17 protein-coding genes and 1 pseudogene are annotated in these 18842 nt (G+C 70.7%); 13 read left to right on the top strand and 5 right to left on the bottom strand.

Features of this window, described 5'->3' with window-relative positions; all coding sequences use genetic code 11:
- The 5 genes from GA0115240_RS33515 to GA0115240_RS33495 form a co-directional block, all read left to right on the top strand.
- On the top strand, positions 1–636 hold a 636-nt coding region (locus GA0115240_RS33515; RefSeq protein WP_176725246.1), incomplete at its 5' end, for a FixH family protein.
- A gap of 77 nt (positions 637–713) precedes the next feature.
- A complete protein-coding gene (gene efeB / locus GA0115240_RS33510; RefSeq protein WP_256070170.1) occupies positions 714–1949 on the top strand; it encodes an iron uptake transporter deferrochelatase/peroxidase subunit in 1236 nt (411 codons plus the stop codon).
- Positions 1950–2110: 161 nt separating this feature from the next.
- Entirely contained in the window at positions 2111–3040 is a 930-nt protein-coding gene (pheA, locus tag GA0115240_RS33505) for a prephenate dehydratase (RefSeq protein ID WP_093742654.1), read from the top strand.
- Between the two features lie 542 nt (positions 3041–3582).
- Positions 3583–4935 (top strand): serine--tRNA ligase, encoded by a 1353-nt coding sequence (gene serS, locus GA0115240_RS33500; RefSeq protein WP_093742666.1) that lies wholly within the window; start codon positions 3583–3585, stop codon positions 4933–4935.
- Positions 4932–5768: an HAD family hydrolase gene (locus GA0115240_RS33495; RefSeq protein WP_093742652.1), complete on the top strand. Its 837-nt coding sequence runs from the start codon at positions 4932–4934 to the stop codon at positions 5766–5768. Before serS ends, GA0115240_RS33495 begins: the two co-directional genes overlap by 4 nt.
- Here GA0115240_RS33495 and GA0115240_RS33490 read toward each other — a convergent pair.
- The 5 genes from GA0115240_RS33490 to GA0115240_RS33470 form a co-directional block, all read right to left on the bottom strand.
- Positions 5701–6447, bottom strand: a complete 747-nt coding sequence (locus tag GA0115240_RS33490) for a rhomboid-like protein (protein WP_202451988.1) — start codon at positions 6445–6447, stop codon at positions 5701–5703. The genes GA0115240_RS33495 and GA0115240_RS33490 overlap by 68 nt on opposite strands.
- Before the next feature lie 130 nt (positions 6448–6577).
- Entirely contained in the window at positions 6578–7444 is an 867-nt protein-coding gene (locus GA0115240_RS33485; protein ID WP_093742650.1) for an ABC transporter permease subunit, read from the bottom strand.
- Between the two features lie 13 nt (positions 7445–7457).
- Positions 7458–8375, bottom strand: a complete 918-nt coding sequence (locus tag GA0115240_RS33480) for an ABC transporter ATP-binding protein (RefSeq protein WP_093742648.1) — start codon at positions 8373–8375, stop codon at positions 7458–7460.
- The gene (locus tag GA0115240_RS33475) at positions 8372–9286 is read right to left on the bottom strand and encodes an ABC-2 transporter permease (RefSeq protein WP_093742662.1); all 915 of its coding nucleotides are present in this window, start codon (positions 9284–9286) and stop codon (positions 8372–8374) included. Before GA0115240_RS33475 ends, GA0115240_RS33480 begins: the two co-directional genes overlap by 4 nt.
- A gap of 1 nt (position 9287) precedes the next feature.
- The gene (locus GA0115240_RS33470) at positions 9288–10346 is read right to left on the bottom strand and encodes an ABC transporter ATP-binding protein (protein WP_093742646.1); all 1059 of its coding nucleotides are present in this window, start codon (positions 10344–10346) and stop codon (positions 9288–9290) included.
- Positions 10347–10658: 312 nt separating this feature from the next.
- On the opposite strand from GA0115240_RS33470, the pseudogene GA0115240_RS33465 reads away from it, so the two are divergent.
- The 8 genes and pseudogenes from GA0115240_RS33465 to GA0115240_RS37485 all read left to right on the top strand — a co-directional run.
- Positions 10659–11717, top strand: a pseudogene (locus tag GA0115240_RS33465) (alpha/beta fold hydrolase); the annotation flags it as partial.
- 103 nt (positions 11718–11820) lie between these two features.
- Positions 11821–12717: a metal-dependent hydrolase gene (locus GA0115240_RS33460; RefSeq protein WP_093742644.1), complete on the top strand. Its 897-nt coding sequence runs from the start codon at positions 11821–11823 to the stop codon at positions 12715–12717.
- Between the two features lie 33 nt (positions 12718–12750).
- The gene (locus tag GA0115240_RS33455; protein WP_093742641.1) at positions 12751–13698 is read left to right on the top strand and encodes a MerR family transcriptional regulator; all 948 of its coding nucleotides are present in this window, start codon (positions 12751–12753) and stop codon (positions 13696–13698) included.
- 163 nt (positions 13699–13861) lie between these two features.
- A complete protein-coding gene (locus GA0115240_RS33450) occupies positions 13862–14521 on the top strand; it encodes a hypothetical protein (RefSeq protein ID WP_093742638.1) in 660 nt (219 codons plus the stop codon).
- A gap of 26 nt (positions 14522–14547) precedes the next feature.
- On the top strand, positions 14548–15570 hold the full coding sequence (locus GA0115240_RS33445) for a hypothetical protein (protein WP_256070167.1): 1023 nt from the start codon (positions 14548–14550) through the stop codon (positions 15568–15570).
- 108 nt (positions 15571–15678) lie between these two features.
- Complete coding sequence (locus tag GA0115240_RS33440) at positions 15679–15993, top strand: hypothetical protein (protein WP_093742635.1); 315 nt, start codon at positions 15679–15681, stop codon at positions 15991–15993.
- Positions 15994–16076: 83 nt separating this feature from the next.
- Positions 16077–17765, top strand: coding sequence for a putative T7SS-secreted protein (locus tag GA0115240_RS33435; RefSeq protein ID WP_370673403.1), 1689 nt, complete (start codon positions 16077–16079; stop codon positions 17763–17765).
- Entirely contained in the window at positions 17762–18640 is an 879-nt protein-coding gene (locus GA0115240_RS37485; RefSeq protein WP_161302636.1) for a hypothetical protein, read from the top strand. The genes GA0115240_RS33435 and GA0115240_RS37485 overlap by 4 nt, the downstream gene beginning before the upstream one ends.
- Positions 18641–18842 lie beyond the last annotated feature (202 nt).

Here is an 18842-nt window from a genome sequence, read left to right as displayed (position 1 = left end):
AGCGACACAGGCACCGGCACCGAGCGGGCCGCTCAGCTCCGCCGGCAGCAGGCCGCCCGCAGCGCCGCCCGGGCCCGCAAGGTCCGGGACGCGGACCCGGCCCGCAGCGCGCTGCGCCGTTCGGTGCTGGCCGAAGTGGTGGTGGCCGCGGCGCTGTTGACCGTGACCACGCTGCTCACCGGCTCCCAGCCCGGCCGGGCCGCCGAGGAGCAGAAGGGACTGGCGGACGCGCCGGCCGCGTCCTCGTCCACCGCGCCCGCCGGGCCCTCCTCGGCGCCGGGGGCGTCCGGCCGGATCGCGCTGACCATCCCCTACGACACCGGTGGCCCGAAGGGGCGGGGCACGGCGGCCTTCACGCTGTCCCCGGCCCGTGCGGGCGGCGCCAACCAGATCGGTCTGCGGCTGACCGGCCCGGGCGGCGCCCCGGTCGACGTCCCCGAGGTCCGGGTCGCCTTCACGCTTCCCGCCCAGCACCTCGGCCCCATCCAGGTGCCGCTGAAACACACCGGCACCGGTGACTGGACCGCGGCCGCCGTCCAACTCCCGCTGGCGGGAACCTGGCAGCTCCAGGTGACCGTCCGCACCTCCGACATCGACGAAATCACCCAGACCAGGAACGTGCAGGTCAGCCCGTGAGTACGGTGAACGACGACACAACAGCCCCGAAGAGCGGCGCCCCGGCCGCCCCGACGACCGGTGCCCCCACCGCTCCCGTGACCCGGCGCCGCCTGCTCGGCACCGCGGGCGCCGCCGGGGCCGCCGGACTCCTGGTGGGCGGCGGGGCGGGGGCCGCGACGGCAGCCGCCGCCCGGACCGAACCGACCGCGCTGAGCAGCGTGGGCACCGGGCACATCCCGTTCGAGGGTGCCCGGCAGGCCGGGATCGTGGAGCCCGCCCAGGCCCGCGCGCATCTGGTCGCCTTCGACCTGGCGCCGGGGGCCGACCGGCGGGCCGCGGCCGGACTGCTGCGCCGCTGGTCGGACGCCGCGCGGGAGATGACCCGGGAGGGCCGTCCGACCACCCCGGCTGCCTACGACGACCAGGTGGCCGATGACGCCGGACCTTCCTCGCTGACGGTCACCTTCGGCTTCGGCCGCAGCTTCTTCGCCCGCACCGGGCTGACCGGGCAGCGCCCGCAGGCCCTCGCCCCGCTGCCGGACTTCCCCGCCGACGCGCTCGACGCCCGGCGCAGCAACGGCGACCTGTGGGTGCAGATCGGCGCGGACGACGCACTGGTCGCCTTCCACGCGCTGCGGGTGCTGCAGAAGGCCGCCCACGGAACGGCTTCCGTGCGCTGGCAGATGAACGGCTTCAACCGCACCCCCGGGGCCACGGCCCGGCCGATGACCGTCCGCAATCTGATGGGGCAGATCGACGGCACCAACAACCCCAAGCCGACCGATCCCGGCTTCGACCAGAAGGTCTTCGTGCCCGCGGGCGGCAGCGCCGGCTCCTCACCGGCCTGGATGGCCGGCGGCTCGTACGCGGTGGTGCGGCGGATCCGGATGCTGCTGGACTCCTGGGACCACTTGTCGGTGGCGCGGCAGGAGAAGGTGATCGGGCGCCGCAAGTCCGACGGAGCGCCACTGTCCGGCGGCACGGCGACGACCCCGGTGAATCTGGCCGCCTTCGACGCCGACAATTCGCTCGCCATCGCGGGCGACGCGCACATCAGGGTGGCGGCCGCCGCCTCCAACGGTGGCGCGGCGATGCTGCGGCGCGGGTTCTCGTACCACGACGGGATCGGCAGCGACGGCAGTCCGGACGCCGGGCTGCTGTTCGTGGCCTGGCAGGCCGATCCGATGCGGGGCTTCGTACCGGTGCAGCGCAAGCTGGACGGCTCGGACGGGCTGTCCCGCTTCCTGCGGCACGAGGCGAGCGGGCTGTTCGCGGTGCCGGGCGGCGCGGGACCGGGCGAGTACGTCGGGCAGCGGCTGCTGGAGGGATGAACCGGCGGCGGTCCGGGAGCTGTCCGACAGCGGTCTGCGGGCGGTCCGCCCGTAGCGGGGGAGGCAGGGAGGCGGGCAGGCGGGCAGGCGGGCAGGCGGGCAGGCGATGTTTCACGTGGAACAGCGGCCGGGCGCTCACGAGCGGCCATTAGGCTGACGCCATGTCGCCGGCGAGCCGCTATACGTATCTGGGACCAGCAGGCACCTTCACCGAGGCGGCCCTGCGTACCCTGCCCGAGTCCGCCACCCGCGAGCTGACACCCATGGTGTCCGTGCCCGCCGCGATGGACGCGGTGCGCAAGGGGGAGGCGGGCGGCGCGCTCGTCCCCATCGAGAACTCGGTGGAGGGCGGCATCACCGCCACCTTGGACCAGTTGGCGTTCGGCGAGCCGCTGATGATCTACCGCGAGGTGCTGCTGCCGATCGCCTTCGCCCTGCTGGTCAGGCCCGGCACGGAGCTGGCCGACGTCAAGACCGTCACCGGGCACCAGGCCGCGCAGTCCCAGGTGCGCAACTGGCTGGCGGAGAACCTGCCGCAGGCCCAGTGGGAGTCGGCGCTGTCCAACGCGGACGGCGCCCGGCTGGTGCAGGAGGGCCGCTACGACGGGGCGTTCGCCGGCGAGTTCGCGGCGCCGATGTACGGGCTGGAGCCGCTCGCCACCGACATCCGCGACGCGAAGAACGCCACCACCCGGTTCGTGCTGGTCGGGCGGCCGGCCCGGTTGGCGTCCCCGACCGGCGCGGACAAGACCTCGGCGGTGTTCTGGCTGCGCGACGACCATCCGGGCGCGCTGCTCGAACTGCTGCAGGAGTTCGCGATCCGCGGGGTGAACCTGAGCCGGATCGAGTCCCGGCCGACCGGTGAGGGCCTGGGGCGCTACTGCTTCTCCGTCGACGCCGAAGGCCATCTGACCGACCGCCGGGTCGGCGAGGCGCTGATGGGTCTGCGGCGGCGCTGTCTGAATGTGCGGTTCCTCGGGTCCTATCCGCGGGCGGACGAGGTGGGGGTTCAGGTCACGCCGGGGACCACCGACATCGAGTTCAGCGAGGCGGCGGACTGGCTGAACCGCACGCTGGACGGCCGCGGCTGAGTTTTCCACCGAGTTATCCACAGGCCGCGCGCACCGCCTGTGGGTAACTTGCGGACAAGTCGACACAGTAAGCCGACCAAGTCGACAAATGGGTACACAGACACCAAGCGGGGTGAGAGTGACGCAGCTCACGCACGTCACCCCAATTCGCCCAATGAATCCTCCCGGGGGAACACTTCTCACTCCAAAGAGAGTGTGAGTCCGGTTTCAACGGGGAATCCATAGCCGAACATCGACCCCGGAAAATGATCTTGACCCTTCTCCACAGATCTTCCCCACACCCTGTGGACAAGACGTGGAAATCCCACCGAGGCTGTGGATAACTCACACAGCAAAGGGTCGCCGGCGGCCCTCCGAGGGCCTGTCAACTCCGGTTCTCCACAAGCCCGCTGACTCGAAGGAAGGATCAGGTCAATAGCGTTGACGTGATCCTTTTTCGGTCGTTTCACTGACCTATTGAGCTTTTCCGGCGAAGTGGACATAACGCATATTACGCCGCTAACGCGTCGCGCCGCCGACCCGCTCCCCGGTAACCTGTGACCGTGATTGACCTTCGCCTGCTTCGTGAGGACCCCGACCGTGTGCGCGCCTCCCAGCGCGCCCGTGGAGAGGATGTCGCACTCGTCGACTCCCTGCTCTCCGCCGACGAGCGGCGCAGGTCGTCCAGTACCCGCTTCGACCAGCTGCGCTCCGAGCAGCGGCAGCTGGGCAAGCTGATCCCCAAGGCGCAGGGCGAGGAGAAGGCCGAGCTGCTCAGGCGCACCAAGGAGCTGGCCGAAGCGGTGAAGGCCGCCGACGCCGAGCAGCACGAAGCGGCCGAGCAGGCCCAGCAACTGCTGCTCAAGCTCGGCAACCTGGTCCACCCGGAAACGCCGATCGGCGGCGAGGAGGACTTCGTCGTCCTCGAGCAGCACGGCGTCCCCCGCGACTTCGCCGCCGAGGGCTTCACCCCCCGCGACCATCTGGAGCTGGGCGAGCGGCTCGGCGCCATCGACATGGACCGCGGCGCGAAGGTGTCCGGCTCGCGCTTCTACTATCTGACCGGCGTGGGCGCGCTGCTGGAGCTGGCCCTGGTCAACGCGGCGATCGCGCAGGCCATCGAAGCCGGCTTCACTCCGATGATCACCCCCAACCTGGTCAAGCCCGCGGCCATGGCCGGCACCGGCTACCTCGGCCAGGTCGAGGACGACGTCTACCACCTGGCGAAGGACGACCTCTACCTGGTCGGCACCTCCGAGGTCCCGCTCGCCGCATACCACATGGACGAGATCATCGACGCGTCCCGGCTGCCGCTGCGCTACGCCGGCTACTCGCCGTGCTACCGGCGCGAGGCCGGCTCGTACGGCAAGGACACCCGCGGCATCATCCGCGTCCACCAGTTCGAAAAGGTGGAGATGTTCGTCTGTACCCGCCCGGAGGACGCCGAAGCCGAGCACCAGCGGCTGCTGGCCTGGGAGAAGCAGTGGCTGTCCGCGCTGGAGCTGCCGTTCCAGGTGATCGAGCTGGCCTCCGGCGACCTCGGCTCCTCGGCGTCGCGGAAATTCGACTGCGAGGCGTGGGTCCCGACGCAGGGCAAGTACCGCGAGCTGACCTCGACGTCCAACACCACTGAGTTCCAGTCCCGCCGGCTCAACATCCGGCTGCGCGACGCCGACGGCACCCGGCCGCTGGCCACTCTCAACGGCACGCTGTGCGCGGTGCCGCGGACGATCGTGGCGATCCTGGAGAACCACCAGCTCGCCGACGGATCGGTGCGCGTACCCGAGGTGCTGCGGCCGTATCTCGGCGGCCGGGAGTTCCTGAAGCCGGTCCGGCCGGCCACCGGCGGCCCCGCCGGCCCGTCGGCGGACCCGGCCGCCGGTACGTCCGCCGGTATCTCCGCCGCCGTCAAGTGACCGCGGGCAGCGCCCAGGAGCCGGGCCCCCTGCCGTACCGGCTGGTCGCCACCGATCTGGACGGGACGCTGCTGCGCGACGACGGGACCGTCTCGCCGGCCTCGCGTGCCACGCTCGCCGCCGTCACCGCGGCGGGCGCGGCGCACATCGTCGTCACCGGCCGCTCGGTGTCCTGGACCCGGCACGTCCTGGACGACCTCGATTACCGCGGTCTGGCCGTCTGCGGCCAGGGCGGGCAGCTCTACGACGCGGGCGCGCGCCGGCTGCTGACCTCGGTGACGCTGGACCGGCAGCTGGCCGCGCTGGCACTGGAGAAGATCGAGGCGGAGGCCGGTCCGCTCGCGGTGGCCGCCAGCCGTGACGGCCTGGCGGGCGAGGTCCTGGTCGGCGCGGGCTACCTCTACCACCCGGAGCTGCCCGTCACCTTGATGGCCGATCCCGGCGAGCTGTGGGCCGAGCCGATCAACAAGATCTACATCCAGCACGCGGGCGGCCTGTCCGACGACGCTCTGGCCGAGGCCGCCGTTGCGGCGGCCGGTGATCTGGTGGGGGTGACGATGGCGGGGGCCGGCATCGTGGAGCTGCTGCCGTTGGGACTGACCAAGGCCACCGGCCTGTCGCTGGCGGCGCGGCGCCTGCGGGTACCGGCCGCCGCCACCGTCGCCTTCGGCGACATGCCCAACGACATACCGATGTTCGCGTGGGCGGGACACGGCGTGGCGATGGGCAACGCCCACGAAGACCTGAAGGCCGTCGCCGACGAGATCACCGCGTCCAACGACGACGACGGGATCGCGCTGGTGCTGCGCCGGCTCTTCGCCCTTGAGGTGTGAGCGCGTAGCAGCAGAGCCCGATCAGGACGGCCGTCAGATGGCCCAGATCGGTGAACGTCCCCTGGCTGATCACCGGGTACGCGAAGAAAGCCAGCACGCCGGCCAGATATCCGCCGCGCCAGGGCCAGGGCACCCGGTAGGCCAGGACGCCGACCACGCCGGCCAGCCCATAACTGACTCCTATGTCGATGGTGTGGGCCAGTGAGTGCGGCAGCTTGTCGTCGCGGATGCCGAAGAAGACCGCTCGCTGGCTGACGAGGGTGGCGCCCACATGCGCCAGCGCGGCGACCAACAGCCAGCGTGCGGTGCCGAGCCAGCGTTCGGCGGTGGCGTGCAGCAGTTCGAACAGCACGGCGTAGAAGACGAAGCTGGACGGGGCCTCGATCCACAGCGCGCTGGCGACCAGGACTCTGATCGGGTGATGGGCCAACTCGTCCAGGTTGGTACTGACGCTGTGCAGGAGATACGACCGCAGGTCCGGAGACAGTCCGGCGGCCACACAGGTGGTGACGGCCAGCACGGCCAGCCACAGGTGGGTGCCCGGCGAGGAGGGCACCCAGCCCGCGAGGAACCGCCGCACGTCACCGGGGGTGAACCGGCGGCGCCTGGCGGCCGGGGGAAACGCGCGGCCCTGCGGGGGCGGGGAGGTCGCCTGGACCTCCGGTATCTTCGGGGCCATCCCTCCCAGTCTTATCCGATGATCTGTGAGCCCGCCGGGCGAGCGGGCTCACAGGGCGCCGGTAAGGACCGGTCTCCAGGGTGGGCGCCTCTTACGTCACTCCCCTTACGTCACTCGATTCGTCTTTTTCTTATTCGTCGCCGGCCAGCTTCAGTGACCGCAGCTTGTGGCCCGCGAACCAGGTGGCCGCGCCGGTGACCACCAGCAGCAGGACCACCGAGGTCGTCAGCCCCACATCGGAGCTGACCTGCCCGCCGTCGGCGATCTTCTGCGCGATGGCCAGCGACCACTGCTGGACGCTGAGGGTGCGCGCGCCCGGCACGTAGTTACCGATCACCGACTCCCACAGCAGCGCGTAGACCAGGCCGACCACCACCGCGTGCCGGGTGATGACCCCGAGCATCAGGAAGATCGCGGAGTAGGCGACGGACGCCACCGCCGCGGCGACCGCAAAGGCGACGGCGAGGTGCTGGCTGGAGCCGTCGAGGATGTAGCCGGCCAGCAGTGTCGGTACGGCGCAGAATCCGACGGTGACACCGATGGCCACCAGCAGCTTGGTGGCGATGATGGTGCCGCGTTTGACCGGCTTGGCCAGCAGGTACACGATCGCGCCGTCGTCGATCTCCGGCCCGATCGCGCCCGTGCCGGCGATCACGCCGACCAGCGGCACCATCGCGCTGAGCGCGAAGCCCTGCAGGAGGCCGGCCGCCGTGCCGTCGTCCGCGCCGGTCAGGGCACGGACCGCGGCCACGATGATCAGCAGCAGCATCGGCAGCGCGAACAGCAGCAGGGCGCGCCGGCGGCCGAGCAGGCCGCGGTAGGTCAGCCGGGCCACGGTGGGGTGGAAGAAGGCGGGACCGGTGCGCAGCGGCGGTCGGGGGCCCAGCGGGGCGTACGGACGGGTGGTGGAAGCGGAAGGGTAAGAAGGGGAGGAGGGGGAGAGGGTCGGGCCTGGGACGGCGGTCGGGTCCGCGGCGCCGGCGGTGTTGGCGGGCATCTGTGTCGGCTCCTTATGCCGTGACCAGGTAGGAGAAGACGCTCTCCAAGGACTCGTCGGACGGCGAGACGGTGAAGAGCCGGATGCCGTGGTCGCGGGCGATCCGGGGCAGGAACTCGGTGAAGCCCGCGAAGTCGACGGCCTGGATGAGCAGCGCATTCTCCGTACGGTCCAGCTCGATGGCTGCGGTGGACGCGTGCGCGATCAGCGCGGAGGCAAGAGCGCGGTCGTCGCTGGAGCGGACGAGGTAGCGGTGCGGGCGGTCGGTCATCAGTCGGCGGATCTTGCGGAAGTCGCCGGACGCCGCGTGCCGGCCCGCCACCACGACCTCGATGTGGTGCGCGAGTTGCTCGACCTCCTCCAGGATGTGCGAGGAGAACAGCACGGTCCGGCCGTCGGCGCCCATCCGGCGCAGCAACTCCATCAACTGCAGCCGCTGCCGGGGGTCCATGCCGTTGAACGGCTCGTCGAGCAGCAGCACCGACGGCTCGTGGACGAGCGCGGACGCCATCTTGGCGCGTTGCCGCATGCCCTTGCTGTACGTCTCGATCCGCCGGTCCTGGGCGTACTCCATCTCCACGGTGGCCAGCGCCCGCTGGGCGGCGGCACCCGGGTCGGGCAGTCCGTGCAGCTCGGCGTTGGCGACGACGAACTCCCGCGCGGTCAGGAAGTCGTACATCGACTCCCGCTCCGGGACGATGCCGATCTCGCGGTACGCCTGCTCGTTGCGCCAGATGGTCACGCCGTCGAGGGCGACCGAACCGGTGGAGGGGGCCAGGAAGCCCGCCATCATGTTGATCAGGGTGGACTTGCCGGCGCCGTTGGGGCCGAGCAGCCCGGTCACCCCGGGGCCGATGGTCATGGTGATGTCGTTGACGGCCACCACATTGCCGAACCAGCGGGAGACCTTGTCGATGCCGATCGTCGTCACGACAGGCCCACCTTCCGGTAGCGGCGCATCAGCAGTCCGAAGCAGCCGGCGACGAGGCCGGCGACGACCAGCAGGTAGACCGCCCCGGCCAGTGCGTCGGGCGGCCCGGCGGAATCGGGGAAGGCGGAGGTCGCGCCCAGGAACCAGGTGGAGAAGCCGTCGATCAGCGTGATCGGCGAGAAGACCCCGAGCCAGCCGATCACGTGCAGGTCCTCCTGGGAGGCGGCGACGCCCTGGACGGCGGAGACCGCGCCGTAGGTGATCACGAAGACAGCGATGATCGCCGCGACACCGAAGCCGCGGCGGGGCGTGACAGCGGCGATCACCAGGCCGATGCCCGCGAACAGCAGAGACAGCAGGAGCACGGAGAGCAACCCCTTCGCGAACCCGGCGGTCTGGGTGGCGAAGCCGAGCTTCGCCAGCAGCGCGCCGACGTAAAGGATGAGGAGGGGGACCGCGGTCAGCACGAACAGCGCGGTGGTCAGCGCGGCGTACTTGGCGGCCACGTAGTCGATGCGCTCGATGGGCCGGGAGAAGTACAGCGGAGTGGTTTTGAAACGCAGGTCGCGGGAGACGGACTGCGGGGCCTGCGAGGCGACGAAGAGCGTGATGAGTGCCTGCATGATGACGGCGTAACGGGTGTACTCGACCGGCAGCTTGCTCATGTCGGTGAAGACCGCCACAGCCACCATGATCAGCGCCGGCAGGCACATCACGCCCAGCAGGATCATGGGCAGCACCTTGGACTTGGCGCTGCGCCCGAGGCCGTAGGCGCCGCGCAGACTCTGGCTGTACAGCGAACGGCGGGCGTAGGCGCGGCCGAGCCGGGGGCCGTCGTACTTCCGGTAGCCGATGTTGTGGATGACGTCGGCGGGGGTGGGCGAGGCGCCCGGGGGCGGCGTGGTGGCCAGGTCAGGCTGCGTCACGGCCTTCTCCTTCCTTTTCCGTGATGTCGTCGCCGGGGGTGCCGGCCGGGGCGTCCGGCGGGGCCCCGGTCGGTGTCTCGGTCGGTGTCTTGGCCGGTGTCTTGGCCGGTGTCTTGGCCGGTGTCTCGGTCGGTGTCTCGGTCGGGTCGTCCGTGAAGAGCTCGGCGATGCGGTGGCGGCGCTGTTCCATCCGGACCAGGCCGACGCCGAGTCCGGCGACCGCGTCGCGCACCTGGTCGTACGTCTCCTCGTCCGCGATGTCGACCATCAGCAGGTGGCCGCCGGCCTTGGCGGTCAGGCCGCCGGCGGTCAGCAGGCCGAGCAACTCCTGTTCGCGGTCGGTGACCTCGACCGCGAGGGAGCCGGTGGCCTGGGTGAAGTCGCTGGTCGAGGAGGCGCGCAGCAGCTGGCCCCCGTCGATCACCACGATGTGGTCGCTGGTGCGCTCCAACTCCCCGAGCAGGTGGGAGGTGACCAGTACCGAGATGCCGAAGTCGGTGTGCACTCGGCGGATCAGGCCCAGCATCTCCTCGCGGCCGGCCGGGTCCAGGCCGTTGGTGGGCTCGTCGAGCAGCACGAGCCGCGGGTCGTGGACGAGCGCCTGGGCGAGTTTGACGCGTTGCTTCATACCGGTGGAGTAGCCGCCCATCGGGCGGTACCGCTCCTCGTAGAGGCCGACGTGGCGCAGTGTGTCGGCGGTGCGCTCGCGGGCGGCGGTCGGCGGCAGTCCGGACATCCTGGCCATGTGCACGACGAATTCGGTCGCCGAGACATCGGGCGGCAGGCAGTCGTGCTCGGGCATGTAGCCGACCAGGGCGCGGATCTCCGCTCCCTCGGTGGCCACGTCGAGCCCGAGCACGGCGGCACGACCCTCGGTGGCCGGGGACAACCCCAGCAGGATTTTGATCAGGGTCGACTTCCCGGCGCCGTTCGCGCCCACCAAGCCGGTCACTCCCGGCGTGATGTCGACGGTCAGCCGGTCGAGTGCGGTCACCCTCGGGTACCGCTTGCTCAGGCTTTCGGTAGCGATCACTGTCACGTGCATGACCGTAGTGGGCGGCGCAAGAGCAGGTCGTCAGCCCGGAGGCCCGGATCCGGGTAGTACTCGCGGCTGACGTCCCCGTAGGGGTCGTGCGGGTTGTCCACAGGCGGTCATGGGGGTCTTGACCATGTCAGTGGACGCTGTCACATTGATTGATGTCAGGGTTGAGGTCGGGGTTGAGGTCGGGGTTGAGCTCATCGCTGATGTCGCGGTTGACGCGGTTCGTTGTGAGGGCATGTTGTGGCGGCGTGCAGTGGCCGCACGCGGTGGCGGGATCAGTACCGCGCGATACGGGGGAAGGGCCGGGTGGGCGGCATGAGCGGCGACGGCAACGGGGGCGGCGGGACCCGGAGCGGCGGGACCGGGCGGGCCCGGGAGCGCTTCGTGACGGGCGCGGACGGGGTGCGGTTGTGCGTGGCGGAGTTCGGGGTCGTCGACGACGCCGCGACGGGGCGCGGTGGCGGCCTGGTCGGTACGGGGCGGGCGGGGAGCGGCGCGGGAGGTGAGGCGGAGTCCGGGGCCGGTTCGGGCGGGAGCGTCCGGCCGACGACGGTCGTGCTGCTGCACGGCTACCCGGACAGCAAGGAAGTCTGGTCGGAGGTGGCCGGCCTGCTCGCCGACCGCTTCCACGTGGTGCTCTACGACGTACGCGGGCATGGCCGGTCGGGAGCGCCGGAGCCGCTCAGGGGCGGCTTCACCCTGGAGAAGCTGACCGAGGACTTCGTGGCGGTCGCCGACGCGGTCAGCCCGGACCGGCCGGTGCACCTGGTCGGGCACGACTGGGGTTCGGTCCAGGGCTGGGAGTTCGCCACCGTCCCCGCCACCGACGGACGGCTCGCCTCCTTCACCTCGATCTCCGGCCCCAGCCTGGACCACTTCGGCCTCTGGATCAGCCGCCGGGTGCGACACCCCACCCCGCGCAATGCCGCCCAAGTCCTCCGCCAGGGCCTGAAGTCCTGGTACGTGTACGCGCTGCACACCCCGCTGCTGCCGGAACTCGCCTGGCGGGGACCGCTCGGCAGGCGGTGGCCCCGGATATTGGCCCGCGCCGAGAAGCTGCCCTCCGACGGCTACCCGACGGCCTCGCTGCCGGAGGACGCGGCGCACGGTGCCTGGCTGTACCGGGACAACATCCGGCGACGGATGGGCAGTCCGCGCCTCGACGCCTACGCCCGGGTGCCGGTGCAGCTCATCACACCGACGGCAGACGCGTACCTGTCCGAGCGGCTCTACGACGACCTCGACGCGTGGGTGCCGGACCTGACCCGGCGCACTCTGCCGGCCCGGCACTGGCTGCCGCGCTCACGCCCGGAGCAACTGGCCCGCTGGATCGGTGATTTCGTCACCGGCGAGCGGGACGGCGCCGGGGCCGTTCGCGGCAGCTCCGCGGGGGCAGGTCCGACAGTTCCGTGCCCCTGACAAGCGATCCGCATCGTGCACGCATCCGAAGCACCGCCCGGGCAAGGAGGCCCACCTCGTGAGCGACGCCATCACACCGCGCCGCGTGTCGTTCGACTGGACGCGGACCCCGCTGCACTGGATTCCCGACGAGCCGACGGCCACGCATGTCATCAATGTGCTGCATCTGCTGCTGCCCGCCGGCGAGCGGTGGTTCGTCAAAGTCTTCAAGGAGGCCCTGCCCCTGGTCACCGACGAACAGCTGCTCAAGGACGTCAAGGGATTCATGGGCCAGGAGTCCACGCACAGCGTCCAGCACGCCTACGTGCTCGACCACTTGGCCGAACAGCGGCTGGACACCGACGCCTATACCAGGCGGGTGGAGTGGATGTTCGACGTGCTGCTCGGCGAGCGGCCCCCCTGGGGCCTGCCGGTGCCGGACCGCGAGTGGCTGCGCTTCCGGCTGTCGCTGATAGCCGCGATCGAGCACTTCACCGCGGTGCTCGGCGACTGGATCCTGGCCGCCGACGCCCTGGACCGGGTCGGCGCCGACGAAGTGATGCTGGACCTGCTGCGCTGGCACGGCGCCGAGGAGGTCGAGCACCGGGCGGTCGCCTTCGACATGTACCAGCACACCGGCGGCAGGGGCGCGGCCCGCTACCTGCGCCGGGCCGAGGGGATGGCGCTGGCCTGGCCGACCCTGTTCTACCTCTGGGTCACCGGTGCCCGCTACACCATGCGGCACGACCCGCAATTGGACCACGGGGCGTACCGCTTCAGGGCACACCGGGCCGCGGCCCGCCGCGGACTGCTGCCGTCGTGGGCTTCGCTCAACCGCGCGATGCCCCGCTACCTGCGCCGGTCGTACCATCCCTCGCAGGAGGGTTCGTTGCGCAAGGCCGTCGAGTACCTGGCGATATCCCCGGCGGCCCGCGCCGCCACCGCCAAGCCGACGGGCAGCGCCGCTTCCTCCTGACCATCTGGAGCCGGGCGACCGAGGAGTCAAGGCGTGAGCACCGCCGCCGAGCAGCGCACGTACCGGATCGAGGACCTGTCCCGTGAGAGCGGGACGACGGTCCGCACCATCCGTGCGTACATCGACCGCGGGCTGCTGCCGAAGCCGGAGCGCCGCGGCCGGTCCAACGTCTACGGCGACACGCACCTGGCCCGGCTGCGACAGATCGCCGACCTGCTCGAACGCGGGTACACGCTGGCCAGCATCAAGGAATTGCTGGCCGCCTGGGACGCCGGCACCGGACTCGGCGGGGTGCTCGGCCTGGTGGGGGAGGTCGACCGGCCCTGGTCGGACGAGCAGCCGGCCAGGATCAGCCTGGCCGAGCTCGTCGAGAGATTCGGCGGGGTCACCGACCTCGTGGCCGTGCGGGAAGCCCTGCGGCTCGGCGTGCTGGAGCCGGCGCCGGGCAGTGACGACGAGTTCCTGGTGCCGAGCCCCCAGGAGTTGGCGGTCGCCGTCGAACTGCACGCCGCCGGGGTGCCCCTGCCCGCGATCACCGGCCACCTGGGCGAGCTGCGCACGCAGGTGGAGCACATCTCGGAGCGGTTCTTGGAGTTCACCACCGAGTACGTCTTCCAGCGGTTCCTCCAGCACCCGCCGACCGACGCCGAGGCAGCGGAAGCGGCCGACCTGATCCGACGGCTGCGTCCGCTGGCCCAGCAGACCGTCGACGCGGAACTCGCCCGGGCGATGCGGACGCGCGCCACCGAGCACATCCGCCGTCACCTCGGCGACGCCGGCCCGCCCACCGACCCCGCGCCGCAGCCGGCCCGGCCGCCCGTGAACGACCAACCCGTGCCGGTCCCCCTCCCCCCGACCACCGTGGCCGCCGTCCGCGCCCTGGTCGGCCCCGATCAGGTGTCCGCGTTCGTGGCCGCCGCCACCGACCGCGAGGTCGCCACCCGCCGGATGGACGCCCTCACCGAGCCGGACGCCCCCTGACGGGCGCAACGGCATCAGCCCGTGCGCTTCCCTCATCCCGGCGGCGGAACTTCGGTACTGTCGATGGCCAAGTGCCAGGGGGCCGTGGGCGGGACGTATGAGGGATACGTCGGTGAGTCCGGTTCGACGGTGTCCCGCCGACCGAACGGGGAGTTCATTGACCATGCGGGTACCGATCACGCTTGCCACCACCGCGGTGACGGCTTCTGCCGCGCTGCTGCTGGCCGCCTGCGGCGGAGGTGACGCGACCACCTCGGACAAGACCCCGACGTCGGCTGCGGTCACGCCGTCGACCTCAGCCTCCGCCTCGGCAACTGCTTCGCCCACGGCCTCTGCCACGCCGGGCCGGCCGACCATCACCTTCCCGTCCTACGCCAAGAATGTTTTCGAGGACCAGCACACCGGTGACCCCACCAAGGACTCGGTCCTCGCCGACAACGAGCAGTGGGTCGACTCGATGGACGACGCGATCTTCCAAGGATCCCCGAACACCGAACCGCTGGCGTTCTACAGCACCGGAAGGGGGATGGAGGCAGCCCTCACCTATGTCCACGGTTACATCGCCAAGGGCGACAAGTGGGCCGGCATCACGCGCTTCTTCGCGCGGAAGGTCACGCTTCTCGGTGCTGACACGGCCTCGGTGATCTACTGCTCGGACGAGAGCAAGTCGTACATCACGCATCCGAAGAAGCCGACGAAACACACGCCGACGTCTGCCAACAGCTACGTCCTGTACAACACGCATCTGAAGAAGAACGCCCAAGGCGTCTGGCAGACCGACAGCGTGTTGTCGGACAGGGGGTCCAAGCAGTGCCAGCCCTGAGACGGTCAAAACTCGTCAGCATAGCCGTGGCTTCGGCAAGTGGTCTGGCGCTCCTCGCCGGTCCGGCTCTCGCAGATGATCGCGGCGGAAACGGCAACGTCGGCAACACGCCACCCACAGGCACGCCGACCGGAGCAAGCGACCCCGGCAGGGGGTCGATCTCGGCCAGCGCCGGTGTCCAGTACGACACGTCGAAGAACGGCACCCCCGGCCGCGGTGGCCGTGTCGGCCCCCTCACCCCCGTCGGCAACTGGAGCCCGCCCGCTTGCTGGTACCAGCCGACCTACACGCCCGCGCAGATGAAAGCCTCCGCCGAGACCGTGTGGGCCGAGGACTCGCCCAGCCAGGAGTTCAAGAACGGCGAGCGGGACTATTTCGTCAACGGCAAGCCGTACACCAACTTCAACCTGGACAAGGCCGGCCAGGGATACTTCTGGTCCGGCTACACGCCCCCCGCCAACTACGACGAGCCGGGGGCGAGTTCCTGCACCGACGAACCCTTCTGGGTCGACAAGGGCCAGCCCGCACCGCCCGGGCACCGCAACGCGGTCACCCCCGAAATCCTCGCCGAGCTGGCCTACGAGCAGATCCTCATCCCGCAGGGAACGGCGAACATCAACCCTCCGAGCCCGCAGACCGTGAACGTCCCCACCTGGGTCTGGCTGGACGCCGCCACCTTCCGCCCCGTGTCGGTCACCGCCTACCTGCCCGACTACGGCATCTCGGCGACCACGACCGCCACCCCGGTCAGCATGCGCATCGACCCGGGCACCCCCGACGCCCAGCTCTACCCAGCCACCGGCACCTGCCCGCTCAACGCCGACCGGATCGGCACCCCGTACACCCCCGGCGCCGCAGACCCGCCCCCCTGCGGAGTCACCTACCTCCGCTCCACCCAGAACGCCGGCCCGTACCAGCTCACCGCGACCGTCACCTGGCACATCAGCTGGACCGGCACCGGCCAACCGGAGCCGAAGCCCCTCCCCCAAGGAGCCTTCGGACAACCGCAAGACATCACCGTCCGCGAAGTCCAGACCATCAACCGCTGAGCCGGCAGCTTGGGCAGCGGAGCAATCGGCAGGCCGACAGGCGCGCCCCGGGCCTTCGCGGGCCACCGTTGAACGCGGGACGACTGGGCGTTCGACATCAGCTACGACATGTCGGCCTTCGTCGAGGAGTTGCCCGGCCTGATCGAGGCTTTGCGCTCGGGCCGGGAGATCGAGCTCGATCTCTACCCGCAGGGCGTGGAGCGAACGCTGACGTTCCGCCCGGAGGGAGACCAGGCGCGCATCTCGTGTGTCTCGCACACGTCCTGGGTGCCGCGGCCGGACGTCGAGCTGATCGCCGCCGACGAGTTGCTGGCCATGTGCGTGCGGCTGGCCCAGGGTTTCGCGGAAGCCCTCTCCGCCGTCGCCCCGGCGATCGCGCGGTTGGCCCCCTTCGATCGCTGGTCGCGCGGCGACCGCTGGTGAGGTGAGCTGGGGTTCCTGCCGGGGCGGCTACGGGCCGGGTGGAGTGGTCTGTCGGGCTCGGGGGGAACTGCCTAGGCTGAGCGATGCGTCATTGGTGTTGTGACTGGGGAACTCCGGGGGGAGCGGGGCGGATGGGGCGGCCTGGGGACTGGCACATACTCGATTTGGACCGTGACCCGACGCCGGGTGATCCGTCGCGGGTGAAGGCGTTGTCGCTGCAGTTGCACGACTTCGCCGACGATGTGGAGTCGGCGCTGCGTCTGGTGAAGGGGATGCAGTCGGAGGACGCGATCCTGTCGTGGGCGGGGCTGTCGGCGGATGCGTTCCGGGACGAGTTCGGGTCGGCGCCGAAGAACCTGGACAAGCTGCACACCTCGTACCGGTTGGCGGCCGACGCCCTGGAGGCGTACTGGCCGGACTTGGAGCACGCCCAGTCCCAGGCCGACCGGGCGCTGGCGGACGGCCGCACCGCCCACGCCCAACTCACCGCCGCACAAGGCGGCCTGAACGGTGCGCAGAACTGGGTGCATACCGCGGCTGCCACCGCCGACACCTACGACCCGGCGAAGAATCCGGGGAAGACGGTTCCCCCGCCGGATTCGGACCAGGTCCGCCAGGCCACCCGCGACCTGGCCGCCGCCAAGGCCCAGCAGGCCCACGCCCAGCAGGCGGTGACGTCGGCGCAGTCGGCACTGGACGCGGCCAAACGCCTTGCCGAGCAAGCCCGCGGACTGCGCGAGGACGCCGCCCGCCGCACCGTCACCAAGCTCCACGAAGCCTCCGACGCCGGTATCAAGAATCGGCACTGGTGGGAGAAAGCGGTCCACTGGGTCGCCGACCACTGGGACGACATCGTCACCGTCTGCAAATGGATCGTGGCCATCCTCGGCATCGTCGTCATGATCATCGGCGGACCGCTGGCCTGGCTCGTCGTCGCCGCAGCCCTGCTCGTCCTCGCCGACACGATCAGCAAGTACATCCAGGGCAAGGCCACGTTATGGGACGTCCTGTTCGCAGCCCTGGACTGCATCCCCATGACCAAGGGCCTGACCTCCCTCGGCAAACTCGCCGAACTCTACAAAGCCGGCGGCCTCCTCCGCATCGGCGCCGAAGGCGTCAAAGGAGCGATCACCGGGCTCAAGGACATGGCTGCCGCCATCCGCGGCCTCGGCAACGGAGCGCGGATCATCGTCAAGGGCCTGCCCGACGCGCTGCGCGACATCGTCAAAGTCGCGGTGACTCCGGAGGGAATCGCGATTCCGGTCGCGGACTTCGGCGGAGTCAAGGCACTGATGACCGCGGCGTCGCAGGCTGGCGGCGGTGGACGGAGAACATGGCAGGTCGGGGAGGATGTCGCGGGCCCCGCGCGCGGCAAGACCCTGCGTGCGCCTCACCCGCGGCACACCTTCAGCGGTATCAACCTCAAGAACGTCCAGGCCGAGAACAGCCTCGTCCTGCCGGAGGCACGGCAGGCCGTCGACGGCGACATCGAAGCCATAGCCGCGGGTCAGGCCCGCTTCAACGCGGAGACGGGTCGCTACGAGGTCAATGGACGCTCGTACGGTGTCGAAGACACTGGGACGGTCTTTCCCGACTCGGGACCGGGCATCGTGAAGATCGGCCGTGTCGAGTACTCGGCACTCGCCATGATCAAGAAGGCCGGAGGCGATATGAGCAAGGTCGAGAGGGCCTTCGCCAACGACCCCAAGTTCGTGAACAACCCCCAAGCGGTCCAGACCGCGCTCGACCTCTACAGGACGTACACCAGATGACTTTCGACCCGCAGTTGCTCTACTCCGTGCTCATTCCGCGCCCGGTGGACCCGAAGGATCTGGCCGAAGCAGTGGGCGAGGCGTTCGGGGTTCCGACCGCGCGAGTCGGGGTGCATCCGATGGACGATTGGGAGGATCGGGACCCGCGGGCGCTCGCCACCTGCGAATACGGGGCACTGAACGGTGAGTTGGCTTGGTCGCTGGTCTTGTACACAGTCGAGGCGGCCGGCCCTCAGCCGTCCGAGCGGGAGTTGGCGCTGCGGCTCGCGCGGCTCCTGGACTGTGCCGCGCTGATTCCCACCGTGAGGATCAGCCCCGACGTGCGGCTCGCGGCGGCGCCCGACGGCCGGCTGGTGCACGTCGTGGTGGAGGAGCCGGACGACGAGGACGGCCCGTGGTATGTACGCGCGGCGGAGGAGCCGCTGGCGGACTTCCCCGGTGCGGCCGTAGGTCCCCTGGAGTCCGTGGTCCGCGCGTGGCGGGCTCCGACGCCGGTGACCGCGAGCGGATTCGCGCCGACATCCGGGGAGTCCGCTCCGGCACAGGCCGCACGCGACCTCCTGTCCGCCTGGGAACGGCTCACCGTACGCATGGCCGAGGGCTGGCCGCCCTCCAGGTGGTATTCCGCCGCCCTCTACGAAGACGATCTGCTGACCCGTACTCGGCTCGATACAGCCCTGGAGGGCCTGTCCGCCGATCAGCGTGCCGCGGCCCGCTCCGTGCTCGGCGTACTGGACGCGACCTACCGCTCCCGCACGGTCGACGACGGCGGCACCCTGCTCGCCACGGCACTCGGCCAGCCCGCCGAAGCCCTCGCCTCCCGCCCCTGGTACTGGCACCGTCACCCCGACCCCGCACCATGGGACGCCTCATAAGCAAAACACCGCCCACCCCGGCCGCCGTGCCCGCCGGTGGCCATGTGCGACGCGGCGCCACCGACCTGAGGACACGCCCTCAGCTTGGCTGCCAGTTCCCGGCACGACCAGCGCGACAGCGGAACTCCGGTCTCGGCCGGTAACCGGCAGCCCAGGTGGATTTCGGCGGCGATCCGGGCGTTGCCGCGGCCTCGTGCTGCCA

Origin of the sequence: Streptomyces sp. DvalAA-14, assembly GCF_900091855.1 — a bacterium.
Classification (GTDB): domain Bacteria; phylum Actinomycetota; class Actinomycetes; order Streptomycetales; family Streptomycetaceae; genus Actinacidiphila.
The sequence above is the reverse complement of the archived record's forward strand: the minus strand, read 5'-3'. Positions and strand labels throughout refer to the sequence as shown.